The sequence below is a fragment of the Bacillus sp. LNXM65 genome, from assembly GCF_002998575.1.
Classification (GTDB): Bacteria; Bacillota; Bacilli; order Bacillales; family Bacillaceae; genus Bacillus.
The window spans coordinates 343,563-359,227 of the sequence record NZ_PVRB01000005.1 but is presented as its reverse complement, the minus strand read 5'-3'; the positions used below and the strand labels follow the sequence as shown (position 1 = coordinate 359,227).

Sequence of the window (15,665 nt, the reverse complement as noted above, 5' to 3'; positions counted from 1 at the left end):
ATATACATCGAAAGATTGATGTTTCTCAATCAGAATGAATATTCTGATTTTCATTTTTTATGTTGTTTGTTGATGAGGGGGAAGAAAAGTGGCTCAAAAGGAATTAAAAAGAGGGTTAAGTGCCCGCCATATTCAAATGATCGCACTCGGCGGCACGATTGGTGTTGGCTTATTTATGGGGTCAGCCAAGGCCATTCAATGGACAGGTCCATCGGTTCTTCTAGCGTACGCAGTATGTGGTATCTTTATTTTTTTTATTATGCGTGCGATGGGAGAAATGTTATACGTTGAACCGAGTACGGGTTCATTTGCTACATTTGGTCATCAATATATTCATCCGCTTGCGGGGTATATGACAGCTTGGAGTAACTGGTTCCAGTGGGTCATTGTCGGGATGTCGGAAATTATTGCCGTAGGCGCTTATATGAAATATTGGTTCCCAGAGCTGCCAGCTTGGATTCCAGGATTAATTGCGATGATTATTTTGGGAGCGGCCAATTTGATTTCGGTTAAATCGTTCGGTGAGTTCGAATTTTGGTTTGCAATGATCAAGATTGTGACGATTATTTTGATGATCATTGCAGGTCTAGGCATTATTTTCTTTGGATTTGGAAATGGCGGGACGCCTATTGGCTTGTCTAATCTGTGGGCGCACGGCGGGTTCTTTACAGGTGGATTTACCGGATTCTTGTTTGCGTTGTCGCTCGTCATTGCTGCCTATCAGGGGGTAGAGCTGATTGGGATTACAGCAGGTGAAGCACAAAATCCAGAAAAGACGCTGACCAATGCCATCAAAAGTATCATCTGGCGTATTTTGATTTTCTATATCGGTGCGATCTTTGTCATTGTGACAGTGTATCCTTGGGATCAGCTGAATACCCTTGGCAGTCCATTTGTGGCGACGTTTGCGAAAATTGGGATTACAGCAGCCGCTGGTATTATTAACTTTGTTGTCATTACAGCAGCGATGTCCGGCTGTAATAGTGGGATTTTCAGTGCGGGACGTATGCTTTATACATTAGGTGTGAATGGGCAGGCGCCTGCTTTCTTCACCAAGATTTCGAAGAATGGTGTACCGTATTTTGGGACATTCGCTGTGCTGATTGGCTTAGCGATAGGAGTTGTCCTCAATTATGTTGCGCCACCAAACATTTTCGTCTATGTGTATAGTGCGAGTGTACTTCCTGGTATGGTGCCTTGGTTTGTGATTTTGATTAGTCATATCGGCTTTAGAAAAGCGAAGGGATCTGCTCTTGATCAACATCCATTCAAGATGCCGCTAGCGCCGTTTTCTAATTATTTAACAATCGGTTTCTTACTGATGGTGCTTGTATTTATGCTCATTAATCAGGATACGCGTATTTCTCTGATTGTGGCAATTGGGTTCTTAATTGTAGTAGCGCTTAGCTTCTATGTTTTTGGGATCGGGAAACGGAAGCCGATCGAAACAGCTTCTTCTGATCAAACGGTAAAATAATCAAAGGCCTTGCGGGATGGACCGCAAGGCTTTTTTTATTTAGAGTGAAGCTTTCACACGTTGAAAGACATCTGGAAAGTTGGTGAAAAGACCGGTGACGCCGTATTGCAGTAGACGGGTCATATCTGCTTCGTTGTTGACCGTATATGGGTGGAGGAGGAGTCCGTGGCTTCTGACCTGCTGTACGTTTTCAAGTGTCAGTGCTCTAAAATTCGGTCCGACACCCACTGCATAAGTTTTGATGAAAACGAGCTGATCCTCTGTGATGGACGTCATTTGGTTTCTGTCTAATAGCTGTACTTTTGGAAGGCGTGGAGCTAGTTTCTGTAGTTTTAGCAGGCTGTCTTGACTAAAGGATTGGATGATGACCTGCCCTTTTTTAGTATGTTTTCCGAGAAGATGATGTTTCTTTAAGACGGCCAATAGCTTTTCTTCCATTTGCGGATAAAGGTCCGGTTTTTTTGTTTCAATATAATAATTCTCTCGTTTACCGAAATAGCGCAGCACCTCATCTAATGTGAGGACTCGCTGTCCGATATAGTTGGCATTTTGTCTGTCGGGATTGGCTTCGTTAAACCATGTACCGGCATCAAGCTGTTTGATTTCGGCAAGTGTGAGGTCTTTGACCCAGCCCGTTCCGTTTGTGGTCCGGTCAACGGTTTCATCGTGCATAACGATGAGGTGTCCATCCTTTGTCATTTGAAGGTCGAGTTCGAGGTAATCCGCATTCATCTTTGTGGCGAGTTTGTAGGAAGCCAGGGTATGCTCTGGTGCATACCCTGATGCTCCGCGGTGTGCGACGGTTAGAATACGATCTGGAGATAAAAGATGTTCATGTGCCGATATGGTGGTCGGCACCCACGCAAAAGACAGTAAAGAAAAAGAGAGCAACACGAAAGCAAGTAATCTACTTTTCTTCATATTTTATCCTCCTTTTACGGTAACTGCCTCCATCATAAGAAATAGATGTAAAGGGCATGTTGGGCGGATATGAATCTTTTATGTGATTTTCATTAAGCTTGCTCTACACGCTTCCCAGTATTCCATGTCATCGCCAGGAAGACAATCGCAAGCACACAAGAACCAACCAGTAAAATGAAGCCTCCTGTCCAGTCGTAATGATCCACGACGACGCCCATCATTGCATTGGCAAAGGCAGAGCCGCCAATATAGCCAAAGAAGCCAGTGAGTCCGGCCGCAGTGCCAGCCGCTTTTTTAGGAGCAAGGTCAATGGCTTGAAGTCCAATGAGCATGACAGGTCCGTAAATCAAAAAGCCGATGCTGATAAGGGCGATGTTATCGACCATTGGATTGCCAGCAGGGTTTAACCAGTAAACGAGCACCGCAATTAATACCCCAGCCATAAATAGGACGCCCGCTGGTGCACGGCGGCTTCTAAAGAATCGGTCGCTGATCCAGCCGCACAACAATGTCCCCGGAATGCCTGCATATTCATAAAGAAAATAAGACCAGCGTGAATGCTCTGGTGAAAAGCCCTTTGCTTCTGTTAAGTAGGTCGGCGCCCAGTCAACGACACCGTAACGGACGAAGTATACAAAGACGTTGGCAATGGCGATATACCAAAGGAATTTATTGTTGAGTACATACTTAAATAAAATCTCTTTCACTGTTAATTCTTTTTCTTGATCTTCATACTGCTGTGCCGGATAGTCATTGCGATATTCCTCGATTGGCGGAAGACCAGCGGATTGCGGGGTATCCCGGACGAGTAGAATGATCACGATGGAGACGATAATGGCAATGATGGCAGGGAAGAAAAAGATACTTTTCCATGTTGCAAACAGCACGATCCCTAAGGTGATGAGCGGTGCAAGAATTCCCCCGCCGATATTGTGAGCGACGTTCCAAATAGACATTTTCGTTCCACGTTCACTAACCGAAAACCAATGCGCCATCGTCCGTCCGCATGGCGGCCACCCCATGCCTTGGAACCAGCCGTTTAAAAACATGAATAAGAACATGATCCATACACTTGACGTCACCCATGGAAATGAGACAAATAGGATATTGATAAGGGCTGATAGAAAGAGTCCGGTGGCTAAAAAGTATCTTGGGTTACAGCGGTCTGAAATCATCCCCATGATGAATTTACTAAAGCCATAGGCGATGGAGACAGCTGCGAGTACAAAGCCTAATTCACTTTTCGTGAACCCTTCTTCCTGTAGATAAGGAATAGCAAAAGCGAAATTTTTGCGCAGCAAATAGTAGCCCGCATACCCGATAAAGATGCCTAAAAAGACTTGCAGCCGCAGCCGCTTATAGGTCTCGTCTGTCTTGGCATCATCAAGTCTGTCGATATGCGGAGCGGGTTTAAACCATTTAAACATAAAGATCCTCCTCCTGTAGTTGTCCGATTGACTGAAGCAAAAGTACGAGATCGGCGTTTGATCTTGTACTTTTTAAGAGACAAAAGAATTGATAGCGCTTTCTTTTATACTCCCATCATATCGGATGGAAGAGATGTTTATGATGAGGCTTTTGTCATTATTTTGGAAAAACAGTTCGTCAAGTAACGAAAAAAATCCGCACAATGGCGGATTTTTTTCTTAGCTGTTACAGAGACACATTAATTTTCGCAGATTTCTTTAGTTTTTCAATTTCTTTTTGTACTTCTTTCTGCTTTTCTTGAGATTCTAGCTGTTTTTTAATTTGTGATTTAACCTCTTTGTATTCAGGTGCTTTTTGCTTTTGTTTTTTCATTTCATCTGCGTATTGGTCATAGTACGCTTTGACGTCCTTTTCAGAGACGGAGGCTGATTTGATTTCTTTGTCGACATATTGGCTATATTTGATGCTGTCGGCAATGTCACTTTTCAGCTGATCCATGGTGAGTCCGCTTTTCTTAAGGGCTTCTTCAAATTGATCGTTGTCCTTGAATTGTTTCTTTTCTTCTTTTAGCTGTTTATCTACCTGCTTGTCAGAGGCTTTGATGCCCTTCTTCTCAGCATCTTGCAGGATGAGCTCTTGACCTACGAGCGCATCAATGGTTTGTTTCTTGACTGCTTTTGCGCCTTCTTTAGATGTTGGGTCTTGCCCGGATTGCTGAAGCTGTCCTTGAATGGTCGATAAAGCGCTATTATATTCATTACCTGTGATTTTGTCTTGGTTGACGGTCGCCACGACCTTTTGATCATCGATTTTTTGTGCGTCTAATTTCTTTTGCATCTCTTCCATTTGCTTTTGCTGTTCTTTTTGGTCAGCCTGTGTTGTTTCCTTGCTTTTGGCTGAATCGTTTTGCTTATCTTGTTTGGTATCGTTTGACGAGCAGGCTGCAAGCCCAACAGATAACAGACAAGCGATGAGTGTGTATGATACCTTTTTCATCATTTTCTCTCCCTTCGGTATGAGAACATCTAGTGCGCATTCTAACCGTTTTTTAGGAAAAATAAAACCGTACAGACAATTTGTTAGCGGATTGACATGTTTTTTATCTGTTTGTCCTCATTTTGTCTTCTCATAGTCATCTTATGACAAACTCAATCGTGGAATAATTGTTCCATCGCCTCGTCGATATTGGTAATGGGCTGGCGGCAACTGTAGTTTTCACAAATATACACAGTGGTTCTGCCATCGATTGTTTTGTAATCTTTTGTAAAGGGCGCGAGCTGCGCTAATTCCTGCCCTGTTTCGGCAGTCAATATGATATCAAATGGCATGAAGCGTTTTTGAAGCGCCTGTAAAAGCTGTTCTTTTTGAGGGTCTCCGTTTTTTCCGAGAATGATGATTTCTCTTTTCGATGCATATTGAGCGAGGAGCCCTTGCAGAAAAGCTGTGTGCCCGCTTGGATAGGAAGAGACATCGACATAAAAGGCTTGGAACATCTGCTCTAATGTGTCCAGCCAATCCTGACGTCCGGTCAGTCTGCTTAGCGTGAGAAGGTGCTTGAGTGCGGTGCTGTTACCAGAAGGCATGGCGCCGTCGTACACTTCTTTTTCTCGAACGATGAGCGCTTCCGCATCTGATCCTGAGAAGAAAAAGCCCCCTTTTTCCTTGTCCCAAAACAGCTCAAACATGTTCTCGGCAATGGCTGTCGCTTTTTCCAACCATTCTAATTCAAAGGTCGCTTCGTATAAAGACATATACGCTTTTAGCATATGCGAATAATCCTCGATAAAGCCAAGATGCTTTACGTCTCCTTCTCTATATCGGACCATGAGCCGCTCATGTTGGACGAGGTGTGTTTCTAGAAAAGATATCGCCTGTTTCGCCCTATCGATCGCTTCCTCTGCATCAAATACTCTTCCAGCTTTGGCGAGAGATGAGATCATGAGCGCATTCCAGGATGTGAGCACCTTGTCATCGATAAGCGGTGCAGGTCGCTGATGTCTGACAGATTGTAAAATGTGCCGGGCTTCATGCAGCTTAGACTGAAGCGTATGGTCATCAATTGAAAAAGAGGCTTTGATGTCATCAAAAGAGGTGGAAATGGTATGAGGGATGTTCGCCCCTTCAAAGTTCCCCTCATCTGTGATGTGATAGACAGCGCAGAATAATGCGCCGAGATCCTCGCCTAAATGAGTCATGATCTCATCTTTTGACCAGACGTAATATTGCCCTTCTTTCCCCTCAGAATCCGCATCGATCGCTGAATAAAAGGAGCCATCCGGATTCATCATATCTCGCTTGATAAAGTGAATCAGGCGGTGGACAAGCTTTTCATATGTAGGTTGTTGAGTGAGCTGATACGCTTCTGTGTAAGCCTCCATCAGCAAGGCGTTATCATACAGCATCTTTTCAAAATGAGGCACAAGCCATTTTTCGTCTGTTGAATAACGAGAAAAACCTGAACCGACATGGTCGTATATACCGCCATTTGCGATTCCATCTAATGTTTTCGTGACTGCATATAGCGCATTTTCCTGCCCAGTCCATTCGTAATAGCGCATCAAGAATGAAAGCATATGAGGTGCAGGAAATTTCGGTGCGGAGCCGAACCCGCCGTGCAGCGTATCAAAGCTGCTCATGAGCTGGTAATAGGCTTTGTGGATCGCCTCTTGAGACAAGGTATTTTCTGTCTGTCCTGCTGCTTTGATCCGCAAATTATTTGTCGCCTTCTCTGCCAACGATTCGATATGATCGCGGTCGTTGTGGTACGCATCCAGCAGTTGCGTCAGTGCTTCAATGAAACCAGGACGTCCGTAAGCACTTCTCTTTGGAAAATAAGTCCCCGCATAAAAAGGCTTTTGATCAGGCGTGACAAATACATTCAACGGCCAGCCGCCTTGCCCCGTCATCATCTGACAAACAGACATATACATAGAATCGATGTCTGGACGCTCCTCACGATCGACTTTAATCGAAATGAAATGCTCATTTAAGATGTCAGCGACTTGCTGATCTTCGAAGCTTTCGTGTGCCATGACGTGGCACCAATGACATGTGCGTGTAGCTACCCGAGCTAGCTATACCCAATAGATACGAGAACAGGTTTGTTTTCGCGTTTCGCTTTTTCAAATGCTTCTTCTCCCCAAGGGAACCAATTAACGGGGTTGTGAGCATGTTGAAGTAAATATAGAGACTTCTCAGCGATTAATCTATTGGGCTTATTGTTAGTGGGCATGGGATCACCTTCTTTCGATACAGTTTCTTATCAGTATGGTCTTTCCAATATCTAATATACCAAATATCAAAAAAGAAGAGGTCTTTTAGGGTTAGCCTCTTCTTTTCTTTTTATAAGGTGATTCCAGACCTCAATTGGATAAAAGGCGACGTTCAACAATAGGCATAAAAAAGTGAAGGATCATGCCTCCTAAACACACAGTTAAAATGGTTCCGATACCGACAGGGCCTTTACATATATAAGCCAACAATAAGAAAAAAGCATACAATACTGTTCTTGAAAATAGGATGGTTCTTTTTGAAATATCTCGAATAATGAGTGTTAAATGGTCGATAGGAGTTGATGCAAATTTTGTTTGAAGATAGATGGCTGTTCCAAGACCAATGAATACCAAACCAACTCCGAAACACGTCAGTTTGCTAAACCACATGCTTGTGTAGATGACATGTTTTATGAGGAACAACCACAGATCAATGCCTATTCCAGTCACGAATGCTGTTATCAAACCTAAAAAAACAGGTTTTTTTCTTGTTAATATAGAGTTACAGATTAAGGTGATGACAGAAATAAGGACCTCCCAGCTTCCTACGGTAAGACCGAATTCTTTGGAAAGGCCAACCAAAAGGGCATCGAATGGGGAAGTACCTAGTCCTGATTGTATTGTTAAAGAAATGCCTAAACTTAATACGAGTATACCTAGTCCGTAATAAACATACTTCTTTTTATTAGACATGATTTGTATTTCAAGATATTTCTTTTGTCATCAAGACGTGTGGAATTCCGTCTTCCATAAATTCATCTGAAGCAGTTTGATAGCCCAGTTTTTTATAAAAGCCTTCTGCATGTGTTTGCCCATGCAGCTTAATCTTAGTAATGCCTTTTTCTTGCATGATTTTTTCCAGCTCTCCAATGATGATTTTGCCCAAACCGTACTTACGATAAGGTTTTAGGATACAAATTCTTTCCAGTTTACCTGTATGATCAACGATGCGCACACGGCCTGTGCCGACAGGCTGATTCTCATGATATACCAAGACATGCTGGCATTGTTCATTGAGTGTATCGAATTGATCGAACTCATCGGATTCAGGTACTTGCTGTTCTTCAATGAATACCGATTTTCTAATATCTTGAGCAACATGTAAATCATTTTCAGTTGTTATTCTTTTTATATTCATTATTTATCAATCCTTTTCTGATATTAGTCTGGACTGTACAGCATGCGTGTGGTCTTATAAAAGTAAGGTTAAATTATTTTTGTTGTAATTGCAACGAAAATAGATGTAATTACAACAAAAAATATGTGAGGAGTTTTGGGTATGAACGACATTTTACGAGAGATCGGCATGATATCCAGAGGTTTAGATTCCATAAGCAATATTGAATTTAAAGATTTGGACTTAACGAGAGGGCAGTATCTCTATCTTGTACGTATATACGAAAACCCCGGTGTTATTCAAGATAAATTGGCTGAAATGATAAAAGTTGACCGAACAACGGCTGCACGGGCAATTAAGAAATTGGAAATACAAGGATTGATTGAAAAACAGCCGGACAGACAGAATAAAAAAATAAAAAAGCTGTTCACGACTGAGAAAGGGAAAAAAGTTTATCCTTTTTTAAAAAAAGAAGAAGAACATTCTATGAAAGTGGCCTGGTCTGATTTTTCACCTGAGGAAAAGGAAACCATTTTTAAACTTCTTCACAGAGTCAGGAAAAATGTAGAACGGGATTGGGAAAATGTGAAGAAGGGAAACAAAAGGGACTACTAAAGTACAAATTTCAACTTTAAAAGTTTTAGAGCACATTATGTGGTATAGTCCCTTCAATAAAAATATGTGTAATGGCATCAATGGCTAGTTTAACAGCCTATAAATAAAGGGAGTCCCATAAACAGGGACTCCCTTTATTTGTAAATTGTAGAAGCATCCTTAGAATTAATGCCTCATATGAATCTTTTTGTATGAGAATGGTGTCATATTCATAGCTTGTTGAAATTTACTTATGAAATAACTGGTACTGTTAAATCCAACTTGATAAGACACTTCTGTCACAGTGGTTTCCGGGTGTTGCAGTAATAGTAAGCTTTTTTGGATTCTATAATCCAGTACATAACGTAACGGCGTCTTATTCAGCATTCGTTTAAAATAACGGCAGCACTCAGAACGGCTTAATTGGCCAGCTTTTGCAATGTCTTCTAATGTCATTTTCTCAGCATAATGGAGATGTATCCAGTTTAACATTTGTTTCATTCGATGACTTTTTATCATTTCAGATTGATCGTACTTTAATTGAAAACCATTAATGACTAAGTTTTTCCATATTAAAGTTAATTGCATGGTAATGTCAATTTCATAGAGCGATGTCTTTTGTTGAACCAATTGATTTATTTTTTTTACAGCTTGTAGAATGTTATTTGCCCAATGTTGATTTCCACCCAAAAATAAATGGGATAAATTAGTTGAAAGAATATAGGGCTGAACATAGCTTGAATACAGCTCTTGAGCTAAAACGAAATGGGGTGAAACATTTAAACAAATGTAAGTACAACCCGAGTGATCCTTTTCCTCTGCCATGTGCAAGCAGCCACTATTAATAAATAATCCATCACCTTCTTGAACCTCTATTTTTTCTTCATTTATTTGAAAGACAGCTATCCCTTTTAGTATCAAAACAAATTGAATTTCGTCATGCCAATGAAGCGGTATATAGCCATTTATATTTTGATTGATCCTTGTCTCGTAACATGCAACTGGTAATGCAACCGTTCGGTGTTCTGTTAATTCCTTTAAGTTTTGATCAACCATAAAATTTTTTACTTGCACCCTTTCCACCTCAATATATTTATATTTTTTTGTTCGATTTAAGTATTTTTTATGAGATTTTGAATTTATGATAACACTATTATTATATTTATTAGCGAGGGATCTTGCATGAATAATTCAAATAGAAGAATGGGATTGTTCTATGTTATAACAGGGGCGACATGTTGGGGAATTGGGGGTACAGTAGCCAAAAAACTTTTTCAAGGTGATCAAATTGATGTCAATTGGCTTGTAACGATACGCTTACTTACGGCTGGCATTTTACTCTTGATGCTTCAATTGTTCAGAAAGAATCGGATTCAGATTATCGAGATTTGGAAAAATAAAGCCACAGCTTGTCAGCTTCTTATTTTTGGCTTATTCGGAATGCTAGCTGTGCAGTACACATATATGGCATCCATTCAACATGGGAATGCAGCGGTTGCTACGTTATTACAATATTTATCCCCAGTAATCGTTATTATCTACTCGCTTTTGCGAAAACGAACGGTTCTTACCAAACAAGATATCATAACAGTATCACTTGCTCTGGCGGGGTGCTTTTTTCTACTAACAAATGGTTCACTTTCTCAACTTTCAGTACCGGTAGCTGCGGTCGTATGGGGAGTTTTATCAGGATTCGCGGCAGCTTTCTATACTTTATATGCCGTTGGCTTATTAAATAAATTTAATTCTCTTGTTGTTGTAGGCTGGGCTATGATTATTGGCAGTTTTGCATTAAGTTTTATTCATCCGCCATGGCAAATGGATTTTAAAAGTTTAACTGCTGAGGTGTATGTATATATTATATTTGTAATAGTGTTTGGCACAATGATTGCGTTCTGGTTCTTCATAAAAAGTCTGCAAAGCCTCTCACCTAAAGAAACAAGCTTGTTAGGAAGCTTAGAGCCTCTATCTGCAGTTGTCACAACTGTTGTTTGGTTAAAGGAACCATTTGGGTATTTTCAGTGGATTGGTGCTGTATGTATTATAGGAAACACTCTGATATTGGCTTTGCATAAAGGGCCTTCTAAGCGGAGTGAGAAATCTAATTTGAAGATTGGGGAATCTTGCAAACACTAAAAGTTAAAAGGAAAAAAGAACCTGTAGAATTAACTATTTTGCCGCCCTTAAAAGGGCTTTTTTTTGTAAAACTTTAAGGTCACTTTAGCAGACATGGCACCAGTGACAAGTTGAATAGCCGATGCTGACCAGAACCGGCTTGTTTTCACGTTTTGCTTTTTCGAAGGCTTCTTCTCCCCAAGGGTACCAGTCTACGGGGTTGTGGGCGTGTTGAAGTAAGTATGGTGATTTTTCATTGATTAATCTATTGGGTTTACTTTTGTTTGGCATGGGATCACCTTCTTTCTGAATTTAACTAAAGATAACATACCACATTTTCTTTATTTAACTCTCCTTTTCAAATACCGCCTAAAATCATGAATAAAAAGCGTTATAAAACCAATATAAATATCGTGATTAAAATATGAAAAGGAGACTCAAGATGGAACTTATTCTTCATTATGGGTTTATTGCTGGTTCGCTGGCATGGGAGTATTTTTAACTAGAGAAAACGAAGATATGTGTATTACAACCAGGCCCTTTTCAAAAGTTTTACACCCTGTGTTATTTCATCAAAGTCGAGATGAGCGAAACCTAACTTTATGATTGGTCTATTAGGATTTCTATTAACGAAATAAATGTTAGTAGGATATACTTTTACTCCATATTTTAAAGCACGTTGGATTAATCTTTCTTCTGAATAGTTCAGATGAACTTTCAATAATATATATAATCCAGACTGCTCACCAATAATCGTTAAATGATCTCCGAACTGCTTCTTTAAATTTGAAGTAAAGTGCTGCATTTTGCTTCTATAAGTGGTGCGCATGCGTTTAATATGGCGGGCCCATTCACCTTCTTTCATAAATTCGGCCATGGTTAGTTGGTTAAGCAAAGAAGCAGTGCTTTCGAAATGAAGAAAACGGTTTTTGTATCGATGTAATATAGGCTGGGGCAAAACCATATAGCTTAGGCGAATGCCTGGAAGAAAGGATTTTGAGAAATTTCCTAAATAGATGACTCTTTCTGAATGAATGGAGGCAAGGGCAGGAAATGGCTGCTGCGTATAACGGAATTCACTATCATAATCATCTTCAAGAATATATCCCTCTTTTTTATTAATCCAATTGATAAGTGTTTGACGTTGCTGAATGGGCATGCTTACTCCGTAAGGGCTATGATGAGAAGGTGTCACATAAATTAGTTTTTCTTTCATTGAATGTAACTTCGAAAAATCAGCCCCACTTTCAAAGACAGGTAATGTTTCTAGAGAAAACCCATGAAATTGAAATGTTTCTCTAGCACCGTCAAAACCAGGATCCTCAACTATGATCCCGGAAAATTCATCTTTCAGAATATGACCAAGATAAACCAACATTTGTTGGGTGCTGCTGCCAATGATAATGGAATTTGCATCAGTTTTCACCCCGCGGGATTCTAACAGATAAGCAGCTACTTGTTCACGTAGCTGTATTTCTCCGAATGCTTCACCGTATAGGTAGCTTTTCTCTAATGTCAAAACTTGATTGTACAATTTTCTCCATGTTTTCAGAGGGAAGAGCTTTTGATCTACGGCACCTGCACGAAAATCAATCAGAACCCGTTCTAATGACATTTCTGTTTGCTTACTCCGAAAAGAGTTATTTTTTCTTTGGAACAAAAGGGTTTCTACTTTATTGACAAAATATCCTTTTCTTTTTTCGCCCCGAATGTACCCCTCCGCTAATAGTAGATCATACGCCATTAGCGTTGTATTGCGGCTTACCTGCAGGGAATTTGCTAATTCACGAATAGATGGTAATTGTTCATTTGCTTGGATATTTCCTTGCTCGATTAATATTTTGAATTGTTCATAAATTTGTTTGTATTTAGGAGTATTACTTTTAAAAGCAAAAATAATGTTTTTCATCGTCTTCTCCCCTGACATGTATATTTATTTGGAATTGTACCTTTTTAAATGTCAGTTAGTATCATATTATACTCTAAAAGCGCTTTATCAATCCATTTTGAGAGAGGAGAGTTTTTATGTATATCCCTGCCTCATTTCAGCTTAGTGAAGACGAAGCTTGCGATGTTATAAAAGAGTATGGTTTTGCAACATTGTTTTCAATGCACGATGGTATGCCATATGCAACCCATTTGCCCTTGATGATGAGCAACGATAAAAATTACTTATACGGTCATTTTGCTCTACCGAATCCTCAGTGGGAAGATATTGAAAGCCAATTCGTTTTAGCAGTTTTTCAAGGGCCTCATTGTTATATTTCGCCCAAGTGGTATGAGACAAATCAGGCTGTACCTACATGGAATTACGTATCTGCTCATGTTTACGGGAAAGTTGAACTTTTGGATGAGGAAGAAACAATAAATTCAATGAGTGATCTGGTATTGAAATACGAAAGCCCTGACAGTCCATACAAATTAGGGGATGTCGATTCTAAATTGTTAGCGGGCATGAACAAAGGGGTAAAAGGTTTTAAAATCAAAATCAACAAAATAGAGGGGAAAGCGAAGCTAAGTCAAAATCATTCGATATTACGGCAAGAATTAGTCGTTAACCAACTCAGTCTAATACCACATACACACGAACAAATAATCTCTAGTTTAATGAAAGAAAATATAAACAAAAAAATGCAATAAGTTTATAAGTTGGAGGTTGCTTTATAATGAAAAATTTTAACGTTGCTATTCCTACTCCTTTTTATGAAGATGAGAGTTTATTTTTAGAAGGCTTTGACCCTATTGTTGAATATTTACAAAACAACGGAATCGATTCCTTGCTTATATGCGGCACTACTGGTGAACAACATTCACTCAGCATTAATGAACGTATACAAATCATTGAACATTTCAATCAGCAAAAATTTGAGGATATTGAACTGATGTTTGGTGTGTCATCTATAAGAACAAGTGATGCTAGAAAGCTTATTGAAAAAATCGAAAAAACCAATATAGATGTTATATTACTTGGCTTTCCACCTTATATAAAACCAACACAACAGCAAGCTATTTATTATGTTGATGAACTGCTTAGCCATACGTCTAAAGAGGTTGTACATTATAATAATCCTGCTCGAACTGGCTTTGATTTGAGCGAGAAAGCACTTAAAGACTTGGTTAGCCGGCATCCTAATATTATTGGACTGAAAGAAGGAGGGGACGTTCATCGTCATCAACAAACAAATCTTCCTAAAGACTTTATTATGTTTGCAGCAGGAGATGTAAACTTCCTAGAGTTAATCAATAATGGATGTAACGGTTTGTCGAGTATGGTAGGGAATGTTTATCCTCGAGAAGTCAAAGAAGCTTTCAATAACTTGTTAGAGAATAAACCGGTTAATCTAAATAAATTAAACGACCTAATAAATGAGGTTACAAATAATCAACCTATTGTCAATATAAAGACCCACTATAACAAGATCGGTATAAAAGTAGGGAATTGTCGGTCACCAATCATATCACTTTAAAGAAGGTTTGACATTAAACTAGTTGCTACCCAGTGAGTAACTAGTTTTTTATATCAAGCTAGTCTGCCTTTTACTGACTTGTTGAAATTAAAGAAAGTACATATGGATATTTCCAAATGATGTCAACACGAGTAGCAAAGATGTCAACACCGAAAACCATAAATGTCAGCACTCAAAACCATCCAAGTCAACACCGATATTTTGGCAAAGCAAAAACAGCTTTTCTCAATCTTTTTACATATAAAGACTATTTCCTGATTTGTTCCTAATAGAGATCAAATCAGGTTTTTATTTTCTCTTGGTCTTTTTGGTGTCCAAAAATTAGCAAGCTAGGAACAGCCAAATGATTTTCTAATCCTTATAATAGAGGCAGAGGTGGTAGTATGCAGTACAAGCAAATTATTGATCAAAGTATCACTTATATTAAAGACCACATTAACGAGCAGCTTACCGCTGAAAAAATAGCAAATCATGTTGGATACTCTACCTTTCATTTTTGTAGAATTTTTTCTCTGGTAAAAGGGGTTCCGGTCATGGAGTATGTGAGAAAATACCGCCTATCGACAGCAAGAATTGAACTTTCTGATAACCAGAAAATCTTAGATGTTGCCTTGCAGTATGGCTTTGAATCGGCAAGCGGATTTTCAAAATCATTTAGGCAAGAATTTGGATATACCCCGACATCATATAAAATTAGAATGGCGGATAGTGATAATACTCTCGTAAAAAATATACGAGATGTCCTAGATCCACCGAAATTCGTTGATAAAGAGCCCTTTAGGGTAGCAGGTTATGGCTTACACGCAAATATTGCAGATAATTATAGCCATCAAATAGCTGCTTACTGGGATTCAAGTAACGAATCCAATTTAGAGGAAAAGCTTTATGAACAATTAAAACCACCCAAACATGGTGAAGTTGGGCTGTGGCTTCCTTATCAGAATGAAGGTAATGCAATCTATTTATTTGGGGTTATTGTCGATGACTTTAGTCTGGCAACCTCAGATATGATCGTTGCAGAAATACCAAGTGCAACGTACGCTGTCTTCACTACTCCACCTATCAACAATCTATCAACCGCCACAACATACGACAAAGATCCTTTATCAATAGCTGTTAAGGAAACCTGGCGGTACATTTTTTCGGAGTGGTTTGATCAAAGTTCATATGAATTGGATGAAGATCGCCTTGCTTATGAATATTATGATGAACGCTGTCATGCCTCCGAAAATTCTATTATGGAAATCTATATACCGATTAAGAAATCATAGAAA

15 protein-coding genes and 1 pseudogene are annotated in these 15,665 nt (G+C 39.5%); 6 read left to right on the top strand and 10 right to left on the bottom strand.

What is annotated here, in order from left to right; translation table 11 throughout:
• Window positions 1-88 precede the first annotated feature (88 nt).
• Window positions 89-1,477, top strand: coding sequence for an amino acid permease (locus C6Y03_RS12375; protein WP_066031404.1), 1,389 nt, complete (start codon window positions 89-91; stop codon window positions 1,475-1,477).
• 39 nt (window positions 1,478-1,516) lie between these two features.
• Here the strand turns inward: C6Y03_RS12375 and C6Y03_RS12370 are convergent, their stop codons facing one another.
• The 7 genes from C6Y03_RS12370 to C6Y03_RS12340 form a co-directional block, all read right to left on the bottom strand.
• Complete coding sequence (locus C6Y03_RS12370) at window positions 1,517-2,398, bottom strand: glycerophosphodiester phosphodiesterase (RefSeq protein WP_106039396.1); 882 nt, start codon at window positions 2,396-2,398, stop codon at window positions 1,517-1,519.
• Window positions 2,399-2,490: 92 nt separating this feature from the next.
• Window positions 2,491-3,825: a glycerol-3-phosphate transporter gene (gene glpT / locus C6Y03_RS12365; RefSeq protein ID WP_034664381.1), complete on the bottom strand. Its 1,335-nt coding sequence runs from the start codon at window positions 3,823-3,825 to the stop codon at window positions 2,491-2,493.
• 226 nt (window positions 3,826-4,051) lie between these two features.
• Window positions 4,052-4,822, bottom strand: coding sequence for a SurA N-terminal domain-containing protein (locus tag C6Y03_RS12360; RefSeq protein WP_106039395.1), 771 nt, complete (start codon window positions 4,820-4,822; stop codon window positions 4,052-4,054).
• Window positions 4,823-4,974: 152 nt separating this feature from the next.
• On the bottom strand, window positions 4,975-6,858 hold the full coding sequence (locus tag C6Y03_RS19505) for a thioredoxin domain-containing protein (protein ID WP_106039394.1): 1,884 nt from the start codon (window positions 6,856-6,858) through the stop codon (window positions 4,975-4,977).
• 38 nt (window positions 6,859-6,896) lie between these two features.
• Window positions 6,897-7,058 carry a DUF255 domain-containing protein gene (locus C6Y03_RS19500; RefSeq protein ID WP_106039393.1) on the bottom strand — a complete coding sequence of 54 codons (162 nt, stop codon included), beginning with the start codon at window positions 7,056-7,058 and terminating at the stop codon, window positions 6,897-6,899.
• Window positions 7,059-7,188: 130 nt separating this feature from the next.
• Window positions 7,189-7,791, bottom strand: a complete 603-nt coding sequence (locus tag C6Y03_RS12345) for a YczE/YyaS/YitT family protein (RefSeq protein WP_106039392.1) — start codon at window positions 7,789-7,791, stop codon at window positions 7,189-7,191.
• Between the two features lie 10 nt (window positions 7,792-7,801).
• Entirely contained in the window at window positions 7,802-8,236 is a 435-nt protein-coding gene (locus C6Y03_RS12340; protein ID WP_106039391.1) for a GNAT family N-acetyltransferase, read from the bottom strand.
• 141 nt (window positions 8,237-8,377) lie between these two features.
• Here C6Y03_RS12340 and C6Y03_RS12335 point away from each other — a divergent pair, with 141 nt between their 5' ends.
• The gene (locus tag C6Y03_RS12335; RefSeq protein ID WP_106039390.1) at window positions 8,378-8,830 is read left to right on the top strand and encodes a MarR family winged helix-turn-helix transcriptional regulator; all 453 of its coding nucleotides are present in this window, start codon (window positions 8,378-8,380) and stop codon (window positions 8,828-8,830) included.
• Window positions 8,831-8,995: 165 nt separating this feature from the next.
• Here C6Y03_RS12335 and C6Y03_RS12330 read toward each other — a convergent pair whose 3' ends face one another.
• The gene (locus tag C6Y03_RS12330) at window positions 8,996-9,865 is read right to left on the bottom strand and encodes an AraC family transcriptional regulator (RefSeq protein WP_106039413.1); all 870 of its coding nucleotides are present in this window, start codon (window positions 9,863-9,865) and stop codon (window positions 8,996-8,998) included.
• Between the two features lie 126 nt (window positions 9,866-9,991).
• Here C6Y03_RS12330 and C6Y03_RS12325 point away from each other — a divergent pair, with 126 nt between their 5' ends.
• Window positions 9,992-10,945: a DMT family transporter gene (locus C6Y03_RS12325; RefSeq protein ID WP_106039389.1), complete on the top strand. Its 954-nt coding sequence runs from the start codon at window positions 9,992-9,994 to the stop codon at window positions 10,943-10,945.
• Between the two features lie 90 nt (window positions 10,946-11,035).
• On the opposite strand, the pseudogene C6Y03_RS12320 reads toward C6Y03_RS12325, so the two are convergent.
• Window positions 11,036-11,215, bottom strand: a pseudogene (locus C6Y03_RS12320) (DUF255 domain-containing protein); the annotation flags it as partial.
• A gap of 235 nt (window positions 11,216-11,450) precedes the next feature.
• Window positions 11,451-12,833, bottom strand: a complete 1,383-nt coding sequence (gene pdxR / locus C6Y03_RS12315) for a MocR-like pyridoxine biosynthesis transcription factor PdxR (protein ID WP_106039387.1) — start codon at window positions 12,831-12,833, stop codon at window positions 11,451-11,453.
• A gap of 116 nt (window positions 12,834-12,949) precedes the next feature.
• Between pdxR and C6Y03_RS12310 the strand changes: the two genes are divergently transcribed.
• The 3 genes from C6Y03_RS12310 (at window position 12,950) to C6Y03_RS12300 (ending at window position 15,662) form a co-directional block, all read left to right on the top strand.
• The gene (locus C6Y03_RS12310) at window positions 12,950-13,564 is read left to right on the top strand and encodes an FMN-binding negative transcriptional regulator (RefSeq protein WP_106039386.1); all 615 of its coding nucleotides are present in this window, start codon (window positions 12,950-12,952) and stop codon (window positions 13,562-13,564) included.
• A gap of 26 nt (window positions 13,565-13,590) precedes the next feature.
• Window positions 13,591-14,391: a dihydrodipicolinate synthase family protein gene (locus C6Y03_RS12305; protein WP_106039385.1), complete on the top strand. Its 801-nt coding sequence runs from the start codon at window positions 13,591-13,593 to the stop codon at window positions 14,389-14,391.
• A 383-nt stretch (window positions 14,392-14,774) separates the two neighbouring features.
• The gene (locus C6Y03_RS12300) at window positions 14,775-15,662 is read left to right on the top strand and encodes an AraC family transcriptional regulator (RefSeq protein ID WP_106039384.1); all 888 of its coding nucleotides are present in this window, start codon (window positions 14,775-14,777) and stop codon (window positions 15,660-15,662) included.
• Window positions 15,663-15,665 lie beyond the last annotated feature (3 nt).